This is a genomic window from Vulcanimicrobium alpinum, assembly GCF_027923555.1.
Taxonomy (GTDB): domain Bacteria; phylum Vulcanimicrobiota; class Vulcanimicrobiia; order Vulcanimicrobiales; family Vulcanimicrobiaceae; genus Vulcanimicrobium; species Vulcanimicrobium alpinum.
The window spans coordinates 1,515,586-1,532,755 of the sequence record NZ_AP025523.1 but is presented as its reverse complement, the minus strand read 5'-3'; the positions used below and the strand labels follow the sequence as shown (position 1 = coordinate 1,532,755).

Sequence of the window (17,170 nt, the reverse complement as noted above, 5' to 3'; positions counted from 1 at the left end):
CCAAAGGTCCTGCAGGGCGGGTCCGGGGCCCCGATGCACGCCCGACGCCCGATCGCTTATCGTTGCGGGAGATGCCTGTGGAAACCGCCCGTCTCGGCGTCGTCGCCGGTGACCTCGTCTACGCCTGGCAGCGCGATGCCCTCGACCGGCTTCGCGCCAACGGCGCGGCGATCGTCGCGCGCTTTGCGGCGCGGAAGGACGAAGGTCCCGCGCCGCTGCCGCCGCCGGCGGCGCGCCTCGCGTCCGGCATCGCCGCCGCCTTCGCGCCGGTGCGATGGGACGCTCCGCCGATCGTCTCGCCGGAACGCGCCGCCCACCTCGATGCGGTGCTGATCTTCGCGCAGGCGGCGGTTCCCGAGTTTCTGCTGCGCGCCCGATGGGGCATGTGGGAAGTCGTGCTGCCCGGAGATCCGCCCGCGTTCGATCTCGTCGAGCGAGGAGCACCTGTCGCCGAGGTCCGCGTCGAGCGTGTCGGTGCGTCGGAGCGCACCGTCATCACCACCGCAGCGACGCTCGTCGACCGCACGTCTTACCGCAGCACGCTGCGGCGCGTCGTCGATCTCGCGGTCTCGCTTCCGGCCGACGCCGTACGGCGTTCCCGCGCGGCCGTCGCGGAGCAGCGGCTAGCGCCGCCCGCGCCCAACGCGGCGCGGATCAGCGCTCGTCGAGCCGCGCTCCTGTCGATTCGCTGCGCACTTCGCCGCGGCCGACACGCGGTCGTGCGGCGGCTCGTCCACGACCGCTGGCGCCTTGGAGTTCTGCGGACCGACCCCGCAGCGATCGTCTCCGGGACCGCGGCGCAGATCTCCTGGCTGGATCTCCCGCGGGGGCATTTCTGGGCCGATCCGTTCCCCTTCGCTTCCGGCGGCCGCTTCGAAGTGCTGTGCGAGGGATACGATTACGGGCGCGATCGCGGCTACCTCGCGCGCGTGCCGCTGGAGGGCGGCCGCGTTTGCGGACCTCCGCGAGATCTCGCGCGCCTCGACCATCACCTCTCCTACCCGTACGTCGTCGAGGACGGCACATCGCGGTACGTGATGCCGGAGCAATCGCAGGCACGTCGCGTCGCGCTGTACGAGGTCACGAGCGCCGGCTTGCGCGAAGCGCGCGTGCTGATCGAAGGCGTGGCTGCGGTCGACCCGACGCTCCTGCGCCGCGACGATCGGTGGTGGCTGTTCATCACCGACGATGCCGTCGACAACAACGGGGAACTGCTGCTCTTCCACGCGGCGACGCTCGACGGTCCGTGGGACGCGCATCCGCTCAACCCCATCGTCCGCGACGTGCGCTGCGCGCGTCCCGCCGGTACGCCGTTCGTCATCGACGGCGTCCTCTATCGCCCCGCGCAAGACTGCTCCGACGACTACGGCGCTCGCGTCGCGATTGCGCGCGTCGACGTGCTCACGCCGAGCGCCTACCGGGAAACCGTCGTGGCCCACGTCGCACCGCCGGCGCACGGTCGCGGACGGCACGGTCTGCATACCTTCGCGCTGCGCGATGGTCTCTGCGTCGTCGACGGCAAGGACCGCGTCTTCGACCCGGCCGCCACCTTGGCGATTCTCCGTTCCGACGTTCGGCGGCTGCGCCGCACGTCGTCCCAACCTTCGCACACCTCCGCCGCCCCACAGGTTTTCCAACCGTCATGACGACCACAGAACGGACGCCGCTCGTCTCGATCGGCCTGCCCGTCTATAACGGAGAGCGGTTTCTCCGCGAAGCAATCGATTCGATTCTCGCCCAGACGTTTACGGACTTCGAACTGATCATCTCGGACAATGCGTCGACCGACGCGACGAATGCGATCTGCCTCGAGTACGCAGCGCGCGATCCGCGGGTTCGCTACGTTCGGAACGAACGCAATATGGGCGCCTCGTACAACTACAACCGCGTGACCGAACTCTCGCGCGGCAAGTATATCCGCCACGCCGCGTACGACGACGTTCTGGCCCCGACGAATATCGAGCGCTGCGTCGAAGTCATGGAGGCCGACGACGGCATCTCCCTCTGCTATCCGCAGATGAGCCGGATCGACGAACACGGGCGCATCATCGATACCTTCACCGATAGCCTCGACCTTCCGGAGACCGACCCCGTGGCGCGGTGGCGCCGATTCCACGAGCTGTGCGACGCCGATTCGATGTGCGATCCGGTCTTCGGGCTCTTCCGGGGATCGGTGCTCAAATCGACGCCCGTGCTAGGGCGGTTCGCGTCGGCCGACGTCATCCTGCTGGCGGAGGTCGCGCTGCGCGGACGCGTTCACGAAGTCCGCGAGGTCCTGTTTTTCGAGCGTTGGTTTCCCGGGACGTCGGTCAACGCGAACCGGACGCCGGACGATCGCGCCGCATGGTTCGATCCGAACGCGCGCGGACGGTGGGAAAACCACTGCCCGCATTATCGCTGGCTGACGGAGTACATCGCGACCATCGGCCGAGCGCCTCTCACCGCGCAGCAGAAACTCGCGTGCCTCGCCGTCCTCGCGCCGTGGATCTGGAAAAACAAACACGGTCTGGTCGTGGGACCGGCCGCCCTGGCGTTGAAATTAGCCGGGATGGAACGGCTGGCAATACGTACCTCGGCCCGGTGGCTCTGATGGACGAATCGGGTACGTCGTAAGCCGTTCCGTGCGTGCGAAGTGCTCGAGCAGCCGTATCGCGTCGCGACGTCGGACGCGCCGCAGATGGTGATTAAAAACGTCCAAGCGCTGCGCGGCATCGCGGCCCTTCTCGTCGTGCTGTTTCACATGGGCGACGTGCAAGGATTGGAACGGCGATACATATCCCCCGAACTCGACCTGACGCAGGTCTTCGGCTGGTTCGGATGGGCCGGCGTCGACCTCTTCTTCGTCATCAGCGGCTTCATCATGGTAGTGACCACGTGGAATCAGTTCGCGAAGCCGCGCGCAGGGATACGGTTTTTCCTGCGGAGGCTGGTCCGCGTCTACCCTGCCTACTGGCTCGTGCTGGTACCGGTGTTCGTCGTGTACGTCATCCGACCGGATTTCGTCAACGCGCACGGGACCCGGCCCGACGTCCTCGCGTCGTTCCTGCTCTTGCCGCAGGCCGGCGATCCGCTGCTGCTAGTGTCGTGGTCGCTCGTCTTCGAGATGGAGTTCTACCTGGTCTTCGCGATCGCGCTCTTGCTGCCGCGGCGGTTTTTGCCGTACGTGGTCGGCGCGTGGGTGCTCGCGATCGTCGTCGCCGCGAACCTCGTATCGTTCACGGCGAACCCGTACGGCACGCTGCTCGGCTCCTGGCTCTCCCTCGAATTCATCTTCGGGATGATCGTCGGCGCGCTGACGATGTCGAACGCGCTCCGCCGACCGGTCACCGCGCTCGCCGCCGGGACGCTCGTCCTGGGGGCAGCGTTCGTCGCGATGGCCTCGCCGCTTCACGTCGAGTTTCCCGTATGGGCGCAGATCGCCGGCATCGCACTTCCGTTTGCCGTGCTGCTGTATGGAGCGGTCGGCGTCGAGCGACTTCGGTCGTGGCAGGCTCCATCCGCGCTCGTGCTTCTCGGCGACGCTTCGTACGCGATCTACCTGTGGCACGTCCCGGTATTGAGCGCGTTCGGGCGTTGCGTCGAGCTGCTGCACCTGCACGGGGCCGCAGCGCACGCGGTCGTCGATCTCCTGTTCGTCGCGGCCGTCATGCTCGTCGGGATCGCGGTCTACCGCTACCTGGAACGACCGCTGACCCGCGCTCTCAACCGCCGCATCGGCTCTGTCGACGGCGCGACGCCTCCGCTCGCGGTGAGCCGGTTGGAAGCCGCGCCGGACGCGCCGGCGCCCGAACGCCCGGCAGCATCCGTGCCGCACGCCTGATCGAGTCCTGACGGCCGGAGCTTTTCCTTTAGGATCGGGCGCCAGCGCCTCGCGGGCGCAGGCGCCAGATGGTGCGCGCGGCTCGGTGCAGCGGACGCCCGAGCGGACTGCGCAGCGCGCCCAGCAGCATGTCGAGCGCGACCGTTGAGCGCGACCCATCGATCGCGCGGAGCTTCTCGAGGAACGGTTGGGCCTCTGCAAACCGGCCCTGCCGCATCGCGATTCGCACTCCCCGGCGCAGCGTCGCGGCCCGCTGCAGGGCGACGAGCTCGCCGATCGGCTCCGGATAGCGCTCCGGCGCGGCGAGAATCCATTCCCAAAGCGCGTCGATCGACCAAATCTCGGCCAGCCGATCGGCAGAGAGCGAATCCGCGGAACGAACATACTCGACCAACGGACGCTCGATCGCCGCCGCCGGCGCGACGCTTGCCAAGCGCAGGAAGAGGTCGTAATCCTCGGCGAGACGGAAGCGCGAATCGTAGCCGCCGCTTTGAAGAAAGAGTTCGCGCTTGACGAGCGCAGACGACTGCCGCAGAAACATCGAGCGGATGAACGCGCGTAAGAATGAGCTGCGTTCGAAGCGGACGGCGGCACCGGCGATCGCCTCTCTGCCGATCGTCCGGTAGTCGGGATCCTCACACAGCGACGCTTCCACGATCCCGCCCGGTTGAACGACGGCGTAATCGCTGATGCAAAAACCCAGGTCCGGCCAGCGCGAGATCGCCGCCGACTGGCTTTCAAGTTTGTCCGGAGCCCACCGGTCGTCGGCATCGAGGAACGCGATCCACGGCGACGATGCCGCGTCGACCCCCGCATTCCTCGCTGCCGACGGTCCGCTGTTGCGCTGCGTCACGACGCGCGCGCCGGCCTGCGACGCAATCTCCGCAGTCCGATCGGTCGAGCCGTCGTCGACGACGATCACCTCCGCCGGAAGCGACGTCTGCACGCGGACGCTCTCGATCGCCGCACCGATGAACGATTCCGCGTTGTATGCGGGAATGACGACGGAGACAGGCACGGTCGATGCCCCTGAAGTCTCCACCGCTACTTGGATTGCAGAGATCGCGTTTGCTGCGCCAGCCGTATCGCGCGCAGCCGTTCGCCGAAAACCCACCAGGCTCGCCAGAGGCGATTGCGGACATCGCGCCCGGCCTCCAGCTTATCGTACAGATAGAGGATGTTCTCGCGGCGCAATTCGAGGTAGCGTTTCTTGTTCGCCCGATTGACCGGCGAGGCGACGTGCTCGACGCGCGCGCCTTCCGCGATCACGAGCCGCCCGTAACGCGCGGCGCGCTTCGTAAAGTCCCAATCCTCCGCGAAACAATAGCCGGTGAGCCGCTCGTCGAAGCGTTCGTGCGCGAAGATCGTGCGGCGATACGCGGAGGCGAGACCGTCGATCAGACGCGGCACCTGGTCGCCGCCGCGCCGTGCCGGCCGCGACGAGAAGAATCCGTGATCGAAGATCCACGTCGAGACATCCCAGAGGGAAAGCGGATCGTCGTCCCAGGGGTTGTGGATCGCGCACTGCGCTCCGATCACGTCGGGACGGCGCGCGAACAGCTCGGCGATCTCGGCAACGCAGTCGGATTCGAGCAGCACGTCATCATCGAAAAAGAGCAGCACGTCGCCGTTCGCTTTGGCGACGCCGCGATTGCGCGCGGCGGTCAAACCGGAGAGGCCCGGCTCGTGCAGATGGACCAGTCCCCCAAACGGTTCCAACTCGTAGCGCGGCGTCGACTGGTCGACGACGATGACCTCGAGGGGCTGCGTCTTCTGTGCGCGCAGGGATCCGAGCATGCGGGCGATTTCCATCGGCCGGTTCTTGGTCGGCACGATGACGGAAACGGCCGGCAGGGTCTGCGTCTGCACGGACTCAGGATAACCGGATCGCCTGCCGCGCCGGGTCCGACGGATGGCCCGCAACGGTGGACCGAAAGCACTCGGGCCCAACCTCGCAAACGCCGCCCGGAACTCGGGATGGACACATAATCTCCGTCTTATGCGTCCGCGCGAAGAATGTATTGGACGTGAATGAGTCTCCCATGGGATGATCGCCGCATGCCGACGATCGTCCCGCCTCCCGCCGAAGCACCCGTCGACCGCAGCTCGCGTCTGACCGCCGGCGTCAGCGAGTACTCGAAGATGGGGTACTGGCAGCCCGACTACGTTCCGAAGGACAGCGACGTTTTGTGCGCCTTCCGGGTGACGCCCCAGGACGGCGTCGATCCGGTCGAGGCCGCTGCCGCGGTCGCCGGCGAGTCGTCGACCGCGACCTGGACCGTCGTCTGGACCGACCGCCTCACCGATTATCCGCGCTATCAGGCCAAGGCGTACCGCTGCGAGCCGATCCCCGGGCGCCCCGGCGAGTACATGGCGTACATTGCGTACGACCTCGATCTGTTCGAGGAAGGCTCGATCGCGAACCTGACTTCGTCGATCATCGGCAACGTCTTCGGCTTCAAAGCCTTGCGCGCGCTGCGCCTGGAAGACATGCGCATCCCGGCGATCTACGCGAAGACGTTCCAAGGCCCGGCGCACGGGATCGTGATGGAACGCGAGCTGCTCAACAAGTACGGCCGACCGCTGCTCGGCGCGACGGTGAAACCGAAGCTCGGGCTCTCGGCGCGCAACTACGGCCGCGTCGTCTACGAAGCGCTCAAAGGCGGCCTCGACTTCACCAAAGACGACGAGAACATCAACTCGCAGCCGTTCATGAAATGGCGCGACCGGTTTCTCTACTGTCAGGAAGCGATCGAAGCCGGGCAGGCGGCGAGCGGCGAGATCAAAGGCCACTACATGAACGTCACCGCCGCCGACATGGAGTCGATGTACGAGCGCGCCGAGTTCGCCAAGGAGATCGGCAGCGTGATCATCATGATCGACCTCACCGTCGGCTACACCGCGATGCAGTCGATGGCGAAGTGGGCGCGGCGCAACGGCGTCATCCTGCACCTCCACCGCGCCGGCCACTCGACGTTCACGCGCCAGAAATCGCACGGCGTCAGCTTCCGCGTGCTGGCGAAGTGGTGCCGCCTGATCGGCGTCGATCACATCCACGCCGGCACCGTTGTCGGCAAACTCGAGGGCGATCCGGCGACCACGAAAGGTTACTACCGCACCTTGCGCGAGAACCGCATCGAGGCCGATCCGCGCATCGGTCTGCTGTTCGACCAGGACTGGGTCTCGCTGCCGGGCTGCATGCCGGTGGCGTCGGGCGGGATCCACGCCGGCCAAATGCATCAGCTCGTCGACCTACTCGGCGAAGACGTGGTCCTGCAGTTCGGCGGCGGGACGATCGGGCATCCCGACGGGATCGCGGCGGGCGCGACCGCAAACCGCGTCGCGCTCGAAGCGATGATCCTCGCGCGCAACGAGGGCCGCGACATCGTCAACGAAGGACCGGAGATCCTGCGCGATGCGGCCTGCGGCTGCGGCCCGCTGGCGCGCGCTCTCGATATCTGGAAAGACATCAGCTTCGAATATACCTCCACCGACACGCCCGACGTCGTCGCGACGCCGACCCGCGCGTAAGGAGCATCCGCACCGTGCGCATCACGCAAGGCACCTTCTCGTATCTGCCCGACCTCACCGACGAGCAGATCGGCAAGCAGATCCAGTACGCAATCGACAATCGCTGGGCGGTCTCGATCGAGTACACCACCGATCCGCACCCGCGCAACACGTACTGGGAACTCCACGGGATCCCGCTGTTCGACGTCAACGACGCCTCGGTCGTCGTTCGCGAACTCAACGCCGCCCGCGAAGCGTATCCGCGCCGGTACATCCGCATCTCGGCGTACGACGCGACGCGCGGCCGCGAAACGACGGCCCTCTCGTTCATCGTGCAGCGCCCGGCGAACGAGCCCGGCTTCCGCCTCGAACGCCAGAGTGCGGGCGGCCGTACCGAGAAGTTCACGCTCTCGTCGTATGCGACCGAGCGGCCCGAAGGGACGCGCTACGCGGACTGACGTGGTGCACGACGAAGCGGCGCTCGACCTCGACGCCGCCTACCGCGAGGCGGGGGTCGACGCGGTGCTCGCGCAGCTCGACGACGACCTTGTCGGCCTGGTCCCCGTGAAGACGCGCGTCCGCGAACTCGCGGCGTTGCTGCTGATCGATCGGCTGCGCTCGCAGCTCGGCCTCACCACCGAGCCGCCGACGCTCCACATGTCGTTCACCGGCAATCCGGGTACCGGGAAGACGACGGTCGCGCTGCGGATGGGCGCGATCCTCAAGCAGCTCGGGTACCTGCGGCGCGGCCACCTCGTCGCGGTTTCGCGCGACGATCTCGTCGGGGAATATGTCGGCCACACGGCGCCGAAGACGAAAGAAGCACTGCGCAAAGCCGAAGGCGGCGTTCTCTTCCTCGACGAGGCGTACTCGCTCCACAAACCGGAGAACGAACGCGACTACGGGAGCGAAGCGATCGAGGTGCTGCTGGCGGCGATGGAGGAACGCCGGGACGACTTGGTCGTGGTGTTCGCCGGATACCGCGACCGGATCGAGCGCTTCTTCTCCTCGAACCCGGGCTTGCGCTCGCGGGTCGGTCTGCACGTCGACTTCCCCGACTACAACGGCGACGAGCTGCTCGCGATCGCCGAGCGGATGCTCGCGACGCGCGGTTATCGCTTCGATGACGAGGCGCGCGGCGCGTTCGCGGAGTACCTCGGCCATCGCATGCATCAGCCCGATTTCGCCAACGCGCGCAGCGTACGGAACGCCATCGACCGCGCCCGGCTCCGCCAAGCGAGCCGCCTGGTCGCGCGCGGCGGCACCGTCACGCGCGACGATCTCACCGCCATCACCGCTGCCGACGTTCGCGCGAGCCGCGTGTTCGCGGGGTGACCCGCGCGATCGACGTCCTGCTCGCGCCGCCGTTTTCGGCGGACGCGCTGCGGGAGAAGCACGTCGCGGTGGTCGACGTCCTGCGCGCGACCTCCACGATCGCGACGGCGCTGGCGAACGGCGCCGCCGGCGTGATCCCCGTCTCCGAACCTGAAGACGCGGTGACGATCGGCAACCGCCTCGGCCGCGATCGCGTGCTGCTGTGCGGCGAGCGCAACTCGGTGCGCATCCCCGGCTTCGACGCGGACAACTCGCCGGCGTCGTTTCCGCCGTCGCTCGTCGATGGGAAGACGCTGGTGATGACGACGACCAACGGGACGCGCGCGCTGCGCGCGGTGAGCGGCGCGGCGTCGGTGCGCACCGCGGCGCTGGTGAACCGTACCGCCGTCGCCGACGCGCTCGCCGCCGAGAGCGGCGACATCGCGATCGTCTGCGCCGGCGAGCCGCGCGGGTTCGCGCTCGAAGACGCGATCGGCGCCGGCGCGCTCGTCGATCTGCTGCTGACGCTGATCGGCGACATCGAACTGCGTGACGGTGCGCGCGCGTCGGCGCTGCTCTTTCGTTCGGTCGCCGCGCGGCTTGCCGACGCGGTTGCCAGCGCCGATCACGCGCAGGCCCTTGCGAATCAGGGCTTCGCGGGCGACATCACGCGCTGCGCCGCGCTCGACACGATCGCGATCGCGCCGACGCTGCGCGACGGCATGCTGGTGGCGGGCTAGCGGTTACGGTTCGTCGTCAGCCGCGCCGGCGACGACCACGCCCGGCGTACGCACGACGACGCGCTGATGCTTCGCATCGAAACGCACCGTCGAACCGAACGTCGCGGCGATCGTCGCGCCCGAGACCATCGCGCGGCCGCGCACCGTGAACGGCGCGTGCGCCAACTCGACGGAGCGGCCGTTCAGCGTCGCCTTCGTCGTGCCGGCGCGCATCCGCAGCACGTCGGTCCCGCGGCGGACGGTGATCGCACCGCTGTGCTCGTCGAACGACGTCTGCGCCCCGGCGGCATCGGCCACGGTGCGCAAGGGGAGATACGTCCCGCCGGGCGTCGTCACCGGCGGAACATCTGAGGCCAGCCGCTGCCCGTCGACGCTGATCGTCGCCGGGGTCGACAGCGCAAGCGACAGCGACGCGACCAGAGCGGTCACGGCCGTTGCGAGCAGGAGTCGAAAATCAGGCAGGTGTCGGCTCACGGTTGGTCTCGTGGAGGTAGTCGGGGTACTGGTCGGCGATGACCTTCTCGATCTCCAAACGCAGTTGACCCAGTAATTCGTTCTCCGGGAAGGTTCCGACGAGCTCGCCTTTGCGGTAGATGGCCCCTTTGCCCTTGCCTCCGGCGATCCCGACATCCGCCATTTTAGACTCGCCGGGGCCGTTCACGACACAGCCCATCACCGCAACCTTCACAGGTGCAGTGTACTCTTTGGCTATCGCCTCGACCATACGAGCGAGATTAACAACTTCGATCTCGGCCCGGCCGCACGACGGACAGGCCGTGATGTCGAAGCCCTTCTCCCGCAGGCCGAGGGCCTTGAGGATCCCCCAGGCGACCGGAACCTCTTCGATCGGGTCGGCCGCGAGCGAGACGCGGAGCGTGTCGCCGATCCCCTCGAACAGCAGGATCCCGAGGCCGATCGACGATTTGATCGTCCCCTCGCGCGGCAGCCCGGCCTCGGTGACGCCGAGATGGAGCGGGTAGGGGCTCCCGCGTTCGTCGAGCTGCTTGGCGAGCAACCGGTACGCGTAGATCGTCGTCAGCGCGTCGTGCGCCTTGACGCTGATGATGATGTCCGTGTGGCCGAGCTCCTCGAGCAGATCGACGTGGCGCAGGGCCGAGGCGGCGAGCGCCTCCGGGGTGTGCCCCAGCTTCTCCTCGAGATCGCGTGCCAGCGAGCCCATGTTGACGCCGATGCGGATCGGGGTCTTGGTCTCGAGGGCGCGCGCCACGACCTCGCGGGTCTTCTCGGGGCTGGTGATGTTGCCGGGGTTCAGCCGCAGCTTCGCAACCCCGGCGTCGAGCGCCGCGAGCGCCATCTTGTGATCGAAGTGGACGTCGGCGACGATCGGAACCGGGGAGCGGGCGACGATCGCGGGGAGCCCGGCCGCGTCACGCGCGTCCTGGCAGGTCACGCGGACGACTTCGCAGCCGGCCATCGCGAGGCCGTAGACTTGTTCGAGCGTCTTGTCGGCGTCGGCGGTGTCGGTGGTCGTCATCGACTGCACGACGATCGGATGATCGCCGCCGATCCACACCTTCTTGGCGTCCTTCGACCAGCTCGATTTGTTCTCGAGCAGAATCGGCTTGGTCTTGCGGCGCAGGCGGATCATATGTCCTTCAGTATATCGGCGGAAAAGGTTAGAACGCGGCGTGTCCGGCGAGGGCTGCGGAGACGTCGTGATACGATACGGCGAGCATCAGCGCGATCAGCACCGCGAAGCCGCCGACGTGGACCAGGGCTTCCTTCTCCGGGTCGACCGGCTTTCCGCGCAGCATCTCGACCAGGATGAACACCCCGCGGCCGCCGTCGAGCGCGGGGATCGGGAGCAGGTTGAAGACCCCCAGCGAGATCGAGATCATCGCCGCCAGCGTGATGAAGACGAACGGCCCGAAGTCCTGGGCCTGCGCCGAGACGCGCGCCATCCCGATCGGTCCCTGCACCTGCCCGATGACCGTCGACGGGTGGGTGACCAGCGCGCCGAGCGACCCCAGCGTCGACTTCACGACGAACGTGAAGTACGAGACGGCGTAACTGACGGCTTCGGGCGGCGCGACCCGGTGCGGGAGCGTCGCGGGGGTGAAGCCGAGATGCCCTTCCATCGTCCCGTCGGGACTCTTCGCGCGCACCGGGGTCACGTCGACGGCGCGCGTGACGCCGTCGCGGACGTATTCGACGTGGAGCAGTTTCCCGGTGGAGTGATGGATCGTGTCGACCAGGACGTTGCCGTCGGTCATCGCGCGGCCGTTGACCGCGACGATCCGGTCGCCCGAGCGCAGCCCGGCTCGGTCGGCCGGCTGGCCGGGGAGCAGCTGGAAGATCTGGGTGGACGGGGCGGCACCCGGGATCCCGAACGCGATCGCGCCCCCGATCAGCAGGACCAGGGCGACAATGAAGTTCATGATCGGACCGGCCAGCACGATCGAAAGCCGCTGGAGCGGCGTTTTCGCCTGGAAGTTGTCGGCGTCGTACTCGTGACCGCCGCGGAAGGCGCGTTGCTGCTCGGCCTCGTTGCTCTTCCCGTCCTCACCCCTCATCTGGCAGTAGCCGCCGATCGGGAGCAGGTTGAGCCGGTAGTTGGTCCCGCTCCGCTTCGACGTCCACTTCAGGAGCGTCGGGCCCATCCCCAGCGCGAAATCGGTCACCCGGACGCCGTTGCGGCGGGCGAGCAAGAAGTGGCCGTACTCGTGCAGGATCACCAGCACCGAGAGGGTCAGCAGGAAAACGATCAGTTTCTCTGGCGTCATGCTCTCTTGGACGTTCCCTCGGTGCGTTCGGCGACGAACGTGCTTGCCGCGTCGCGCGCGGCTCGGTCGGCGTCGCGGACGGCCTCGAGACTCAGCTTGGTGCTACCGACCCGATTCAGGGTGGTTTCGATGCAGGCGGCGATGTGACCGAAGCGCAGATCCCCTGCCACGAACGCGTTCACCGCAACCTCGTTCGCAGCCGACACGACCGCGGGCGCCGTCCCGCCGAGCGCTAGGGCGTCGTACGCCAGGCGCAGGCAGGGGAAACGCTCGAGGTCGGGCCGTTGAAAGCTCAACGTCGTCGCGGCGGCGCCGGTTTCGCCCCCGACCGCGGCGAGCGGGTCGGTGAACCGACGGTCGGTCAACCGGTCGGGATAGGCCAGCGCGTAGCCGATCGGGAGGCGCATGTCGGGCGACGCGAGCTGGCCGACGACGTTCCCGTCGGTGAACACGACGAAGCCGTGCGCGACCGAGGTCCGGTGGACGAGCACGTGAACCTGGCCCCCGGGAAGCCCGAACAGCTTCGATGCTTCGATCACCTCGAGGCCCTTGTTCATCAAGGTCGCGGAGTCGATCGTGTTCTTCACGCCCATCTGCCAGGTCGGGTGCGCCAGCGCGTCCGCGACGGTCGCGTCGGCCATCTCCTCGCGCCTGCGCTCCCAGAACGGGCCGCCCGAGGCGGTGAGTACGATCGCGGCGACGCGGTCGCGCGGCGCGCCGGCGAGGCACTGGAAGATTGCGGAGTGTTCGCTGTCGACCGGGAGCAGGTTCGCCCCGCTGCGGCGCGCGTGCTCGACGAGCAGCTCGCCGGCGGCGACGATCAGTTCTTTGTTCGCCAGCGCGATGTCGATGCCGCGATCGACCGCCGCGAAGACGGCGTCGAACGCGACCGCGCCGTCGGTCGCCGCGAGCACGATCTCGGCGCCCGACTCGCACGCGACGGCGTGCAGTCCGTCGGCGCCGTGCGCGATCCGCTCGACGTCTCGATCCTTGCCGAAGAGCGAGCCGTGGATGCGCAGGCCGGCCGCGTCGAGGCGGACCGCGAGTTCGGTCGCGCCGGCGGAATCGCCGGCGGAGACGACGCGCGGCCGAAAGCGCGCGATCTGATCGGCGAGGAGTTCGACGTTGCGACCCGCAGCGAGCCCGACCACCTCGAACCGTTCCGGGTGGCGCGCGATCACGTCCAAAGCCTGTCGCCCGATGCTCCCGGTCGACCCGAGAATCGCGACCCGCTTCACGAAATCACCACCCCGCGTCATGAGGTGAGACGGTTCTGCGAGATCGCGCCGATCACATACAGCGCGAAGTAGAACGCGATGCCGCCGAAGATATACGAGTCGAAGCGGTCGAGGACGCCGCCGTGGCCGGAGATCAGCGAACCCGCGTCCTTCACCTTCGCATCGCGCTTGAGCGCGCTCTCAACGAGATCGCCGGCCTGCGCGGCGATCGAGGTGATCGCGCCGACGATCGCGCCCTGCCACCACGCCAGATGCCCGCCGGGGATCAGCACGATCGCGGCCCCCGCGACGAGCGCCGCGGCGAAGCCTCCGACCGCGCCCTCAACGGTCTTCTTCGGCGAGAGCCGCGTGAGCTGGTGCCGCCCGATCACCGTCCCCACCAGCATCGCGAAGATATCGGTGAACGCGACCAGCACGATCGCCCACACGGTCCACAGTGCCCCGTCGTGGAGCGCGCGGATCGCGATGAAGTACGAGAGGAGTTTCCCGATGTACAGCACGCCGAGCAGCGTATAGCCGCTGCGCGCGAAGTAGCCCGCGTCGGCGGTGAACGTCGCCGTCGCGAGCGCGACGATGACCGTGCCGGCGAGCAGAATCCCTTCGTAGCGGTGGATCAGCCCGAAGTGCGTGAGCGCGACGTACGCCCACACCGCCGCCATAGCGACCGGAACCTCGAGCTGCGGACCTTTGCGCGCGGAGAGCCCCGCGAACTCGTAGAGACACCCGCTCGCGATCAGCAGGACGAGCAGCGAGAACAGCGGCGCGTACGCGACGCATCCGAGGCCGACGACGGCGAGCAGCAGCCCGATGACGACGCGGCGAAGGCCGACGGCAGGCTCCGGCGTCGGGGCCGATGATGCCGTCGCAGCCGCCGACGTCGTGGTCGTCATGCGCCGCCGAACCGGCGCTGACGCAGTTGAAACTCCGCGATCGCCTCGGCGAAGTGATCGCGTGAAAAATCGGGCCAGAACGTCTCGCGCAGCACGAGCTCCGCGTACGCGACTTGATAGAGCAGAAAGTTCGAGAGCCGCGACTCGCCGCCGGGCCGGATCAGCAGATCGGGGTCGGGCATCCCCGCCGTCGTGAGATACGACGCGATCGTGTCTTCTTCGATCGCGTCGGGTGCGAGCGTACCGGACTGCACGTCGGCCATCATCCGGGCGACGGCGTCACGCAGTTCGCTGCGCGCGCTGTAATTGACCGCGAGGTTGAGCACCAGACCGCTGTTCGCGGTCGTCTTCGCGACCAGCCGGTCGAGCGCGTCGCGCGAGGCGGACGGGAGCTGCTCGTAGCGGCCGATGATCTGCACGCGCACGTTGTTGCGATGCAGCTCGTCGAGTTCGTTCTGCGCGAAGTAGACGCACAGGTCGAGCAGCAGCGAGATCTCGGTCGAGTCGCGCTTCCAGTTCTCGGTCGAGAAGCCGTAGACGGTGAGCATCGGGATGCCCCAGTCGCTCGCCGCGCGGGTGACCTCGCGCAGGGCGACGATCCCGCGCCGGTGCCCTTCGATCGCGGGGAGGCGGCGCGAGCGCGCCCAGCGTCGGTTCCCGTCCATGATGATCGCCACGTGATGCGGCATCCGCATGGGATCGAGGGTGACGCCGCGCGGCGGCCGCAGCAGGGTGGCGACGGGATCCATCAGAGGCGCTCGTACCCGTCGTAACCGGCCGTCATCTCGAAGGCGCCGTCGTCGGCTCCGTCGAGCGCGCGCACGCGCAGACAGCGCAGTTCGCCGCGGCCCAGCGCGGGATACGGCGGCGTCAGCAGACGCAGCCGCAACGGACGGCCGGCGAGCGCGGCGCACGCGTGGGACCACGGGAGCATCGTCAGGTCTTCGACGCGGCCGGGCGCCTCGCCGCTCGCAAAGATCATCAGACCTCCATGATCTCCTTTTCTTTGCCGGAGACCAGTTCGTCGATCTGCTTGACGTATTTGTCGGTGATCTTTTGGACGGCGTCCTGACCGCGCTTGATCTGATCGTCGGTGATCGTGCCGTCTTTCGCCAGGTGCTTGATCTCGTCGATCGCCTTATGGCGCAGGTTGCGCACGGCGACCTTGTGCTCTTCCGATTTCTTCTTGACCAGTTTGACCAGGTCTTTGCGGCGCTCTTCGGTGAGCGGCGGGATCGACAGCCGGATCGTCGCGCCGTCGACGTTGGGGTTGAGCCCGAGATCGCTCGTTTCGATCGCTTTGCGGATCGATCCGACGGTGCTCTTGTCGAACGCCGTCACGAGCAGCGAACGGCCGTCGGGCGAATTCACGCTCGCGCACTGCTTGAGCGGGACGGTGGCGCCGTAGACCTCGACTTGAATGCGGTCGAGCAGCGAAGGCGCCGCGCGGCCGGTGCGGATCGAGGCGAAATCGCTCGTCGTCGCATCGAGCGCCTTCTTCATCTTCGCTTCGGTGTCGCGATACACATCATCAAGCATGGGTCACCCCTTCGCCGTTGACGCGCGCCGTACTCCGCGAGACGGTCGTGCCGATCGGATCACCGAACACCACGCGGCGGACGTTGCCCGGAACGTTCATGTCGAAGACGACGATCGGAACGCCGTTGTCCATGCACAGCGTGAGCGCGGTGGAGTCCATCACCTCGAGGCCCAGTTCCAGCACGCGCAGGTAGTCGAGCTGGGTGAAGCGCGTCGCGGAGGGATCCTTGAACGGGTCGGCGCTGTAGACGCCGTCGACCTTCGTCGCCTTGAGGATCGCTTCGGCGCCGACCTCGACGGACCGCAGCGCCGCGGTCGTGTCGGTCGTGAAGTACGGGTTGCCGGTCCCGGCCGCGAAGATCACCACCCGGCCTTTTTCGAGATGCCGGATCGCGCGCCGGCGAATGTAGGGCTCGGCAATCGCGTTCATCGCGATCGCCGTCTGCACGCGCGAGGGCACGCCGATCCGCTCCAGCGAGTCCTGCAGCGCGAGCGCGTTGATCACGGTCGCGAGCATCCCCATGTAGTCCGCCGTCGCGCGTTCCATCCCGGCGGCTTCGTGGACCTTGCCGCGCCAGATGTTGCCGCCGCCGACGACGACGGCCAGCGAGACGCCGTCGGCGTGGACCTGCGCGATCTCGTGCGCCATCGCCGTCGTCGTGTCGACGTCGACGCTGGTGCCGTTGCCCGCGAACGCCTCGCCCGAGAGCTTCAGCAGAACGCGAGCGTACGCGGGCTTCTCCACGGCGCGGTGCGCGAGCCTACTCTTCGCCCAGCGCGAACTTCACGTAGCGGCGGACTTTGATCTTCTCGCCGAGGATGCCCGAGACGCTGTTCACCAACTCTCCGACCGTCTGCGAGTCGTCCTTCACGAACGGCTGCTCGAGCAGCGTGTGCTCCTCGAACCACTTGTTCAGCTTGCCGCTGACGATCTTCTCGACGATGTCGGCCGGCTTCCCGGGCGGCACCGTCTTCTCGAGTTCAGCCTGCACCGAGGCCGCGACGTCGGCCGGAACCGCGTCGCGATCGAGGTACTGCGGCGACATCGCGGCGACGTGCATCGCGACGTCGCGCACGAGATCGCGGAACCGTTCGTTGCGCGCGACGAAGTCGGTCTCGCAGTTGATCTCGACGAGCACGCCGATCTTGCCGCCGGCGTGGATATACGAACCGACAAGCCCCTCGTTCGCGGAACGTTCGGCCTTCTTCTCGGCCTTGGCTTGGCCGAGTTCGCCCAGGCGTGCTTTGGCGCGCTCCATGTCGCCGTTCGCCCACACGAGCGCGTTGCGCACGTCGGACATCCCGGCGCCCGTCTCTTCGCGCAGGCGTTTGATCTCGTCCGCAGACGGTTTGTAAGCGGTGGTTTCCACGTCGT

The 17,170-nt window shown here is 67.7% G+C and carries 19 protein-coding genes; 7 read left to right on the top strand and 12 right to left on the bottom strand.

The features are described 5' to 3' along the window. The first annotated feature begins 77 nt into the window (after window positions 1–77). Genes WPS_RS07810 through WPS_RS07800 form a run of 3 tightly spaced genes read left to right on the top strand, consistent with a single transcriptional unit; the run spans window position 78 to window position 3,820 of the window. Complete coding sequence (locus tag WPS_RS07810; RefSeq protein ID WP_317997259.1) at window positions 78–1,646, top strand: glucosamine inositolphosphorylceramide transferase family protein; 1,569 nt, start codon at window positions 78–80, stop codon at window positions 1,644–1,646. Continuing rightward, window positions 1,643–2,590 (top strand): glycosyltransferase family 2 protein, encoded by a 948-nt coding sequence (locus tag WPS_RS07805; protein ID WP_317997258.1) that lies wholly within the window; start codon window positions 1,643–1,645, stop codon window positions 2,588–2,590. Before WPS_RS07810 ends, WPS_RS07805 begins: the two co-directional genes overlap by 4 nt. Before the next feature lie 42 nt (window positions 2,591–2,632). After that, window positions 2,633–3,820 (top strand): acyltransferase family protein, encoded by a 1,188-nt coding sequence (locus tag WPS_RS07800; protein WP_317997257.1) that lies wholly within the window; start codon window positions 2,633–2,635, stop codon window positions 3,818–3,820. Window positions 3,821–3,848: 28 nt separating this feature from the next. Here the strand turns inward: WPS_RS07800 and WPS_RS07795 are convergent, their stop codons facing one another. Together WPS_RS07795 and WPS_RS07790 are read right to left on the bottom strand one after the other, a co-directional pair. Next, complete coding sequence (locus tag WPS_RS07795) at window positions 3,849–4,838, bottom strand: glycosyltransferase family 2 protein (protein WP_317997256.1); 990 nt, start codon at window positions 4,836–4,838, stop codon at window positions 3,849–3,851. Window positions 4,839–4,864: 26 nt separating this feature from the next. Next, on the bottom strand, window positions 4,865–5,689 hold the full coding sequence (locus tag WPS_RS07790) for a glycosyltransferase family 2 protein (RefSeq protein ID WP_317997255.1): 825 nt from the start codon (window positions 5,687–5,689) through the stop codon (window positions 4,865–4,867). Between the two features lie 189 nt (window positions 5,690–5,878). Here WPS_RS07790 and WPS_RS07785 point away from each other — a divergent pair, with 189 nt between their 5' ends. The 4 genes from WPS_RS07785 to WPS_RS07770 are packed head-to-tail and all read left to right on the top strand — an operon-like array spanning window position 5,879 to window position 9,384. Further along, window positions 5,879–7,351: a form I ribulose bisphosphate carboxylase large subunit gene (locus WPS_RS07785; RefSeq protein ID WP_317997254.1), complete on the top strand. Its 1,473-nt coding sequence runs from the start codon at window positions 5,879–5,881 to the stop codon at window positions 7,349–7,351. Window positions 7,352–7,365: 14 nt separating this feature from the next. Further along, complete coding sequence (locus tag WPS_RS07780; protein WP_317997253.1) at window positions 7,366–7,788, top strand: ribulose bisphosphate carboxylase small subunit; 423 nt, start codon at window positions 7,366–7,368, stop codon at window positions 7,786–7,788. After that, window positions 7,748–8,665, top strand: a complete 918-nt coding sequence (gene cbbX / locus WPS_RS07775; protein ID WP_405054920.1) for a CbbX protein — start codon at window positions 7,748–7,750, stop codon at window positions 8,663–8,665. The genes WPS_RS07780 and cbbX overlap by 41 nt, the downstream gene beginning before the upstream one ends. Then, window positions 8,662–9,384, top strand: coding sequence for a 2-phosphosulfolactate phosphatase (locus WPS_RS07770; protein ID WP_317997251.1), 723 nt, complete (start codon window positions 8,662–8,664; stop codon window positions 9,382–9,384). The genes cbbX and WPS_RS07770 overlap by 4 nt, the downstream gene beginning before the upstream one ends. A 3-nt stretch (window positions 9,385–9,387) precedes the next feature. Here the strand turns inward: WPS_RS07770 and WPS_RS07765 are convergent, their stop codons facing one another. Genes WPS_RS07765 through WPS_RS07720 form a run of 10 tightly spaced genes read right to left on the bottom strand, consistent with a single transcriptional unit; the run spans window position 9,388 to window position 17,165 of the window. Then, window positions 9,388–9,813 carry a copper amine oxidase N-terminal domain-containing protein gene (locus WPS_RS07765; RefSeq protein WP_317997250.1) on the bottom strand — a complete coding sequence of 142 codons (426 nt, stop codon included), beginning with the start codon at window positions 9,811–9,813 and terminating at the stop codon, window positions 9,388–9,390. Between the two features lie 25 nt (window positions 9,814–9,838). Continuing rightward, window positions 9,839–10,993, bottom strand: a complete 1,155-nt coding sequence (ispG, locus tag WPS_RS07760; RefSeq protein WP_317997249.1) for a flavodoxin-dependent (E)-4-hydroxy-3-methylbut-2-enyl-diphosphate synthase — start codon at window positions 10,991–10,993, stop codon at window positions 9,839–9,841. Window positions 10,994–11,021: 28 nt separating this feature from the next. Further along, on the bottom strand, window positions 11,022–12,128 hold the full coding sequence (locus WPS_RS07755; RefSeq protein ID WP_317997248.1) for a M50 family metallopeptidase: 1,107 nt from the start codon (window positions 12,126–12,128) through the stop codon (window positions 11,022–11,024). Further along, complete coding sequence (gene dxr / locus WPS_RS07750; protein ID WP_317997247.1) at window positions 12,125–13,387, bottom strand: 1-deoxy-D-xylulose-5-phosphate reductoisomerase; 1,263 nt, start codon at window positions 13,385–13,387, stop codon at window positions 12,125–12,127. Before dxr ends, WPS_RS07755 begins: the two co-directional genes overlap by 4 nt. Further along, a complete protein-coding gene (locus WPS_RS07745; protein WP_317997246.1) occupies window positions 13,384–14,256 on the bottom strand; it encodes a phosphatidate cytidylyltransferase in 873 nt (290 codons plus the stop codon). The genes dxr and WPS_RS07745 overlap by 4 nt, the downstream gene beginning before the upstream one ends. Further along, window positions 14,253–15,005, bottom strand: a complete 753-nt coding sequence (locus tag WPS_RS07740) for an isoprenyl transferase (protein WP_317997245.1) — start codon at window positions 15,003–15,005, stop codon at window positions 14,253–14,255. The genes WPS_RS07745 and WPS_RS07740 overlap by 4 nt, the downstream gene beginning before the upstream one ends. Then, window positions 15,005–15,238, bottom strand: coding sequence for a hypothetical protein (locus WPS_RS07735; protein WP_317997244.1), 234 nt, complete (start codon window positions 15,236–15,238; stop codon window positions 15,005–15,007). Before WPS_RS07735 ends, WPS_RS07740 begins: the two co-directional genes overlap by 1 nt. Continuing rightward, window positions 15,238–15,795, bottom strand: a complete 558-nt coding sequence (gene frr / locus WPS_RS07730) for a ribosome recycling factor (protein WP_317997243.1) — start codon at window positions 15,793–15,795, stop codon at window positions 15,238–15,240. Before frr ends, WPS_RS07735 begins: the two co-directional genes overlap by 1 nt. Beyond that, window positions 15,788–16,540: a UMP kinase gene (gene pyrH, locus WPS_RS07725; protein ID WP_317997242.1), complete on the bottom strand. Its 753-nt coding sequence runs from the start codon at window positions 16,538–16,540 to the stop codon at window positions 15,788–15,790. Before pyrH ends, frr begins: the two co-directional genes overlap by 8 nt. A gap of 16 nt (window positions 16,541–16,556) precedes the next feature. Continuing rightward, on the bottom strand, window positions 16,557–17,165 hold the full coding sequence (locus tag WPS_RS07720) for a translation elongation factor Ts (protein ID WP_317997241.1): 609 nt from the start codon (window positions 17,163–17,165) through the stop codon (window positions 16,557–16,559). Window positions 17,166–17,170: the final 5 nt, after the last annotated feature.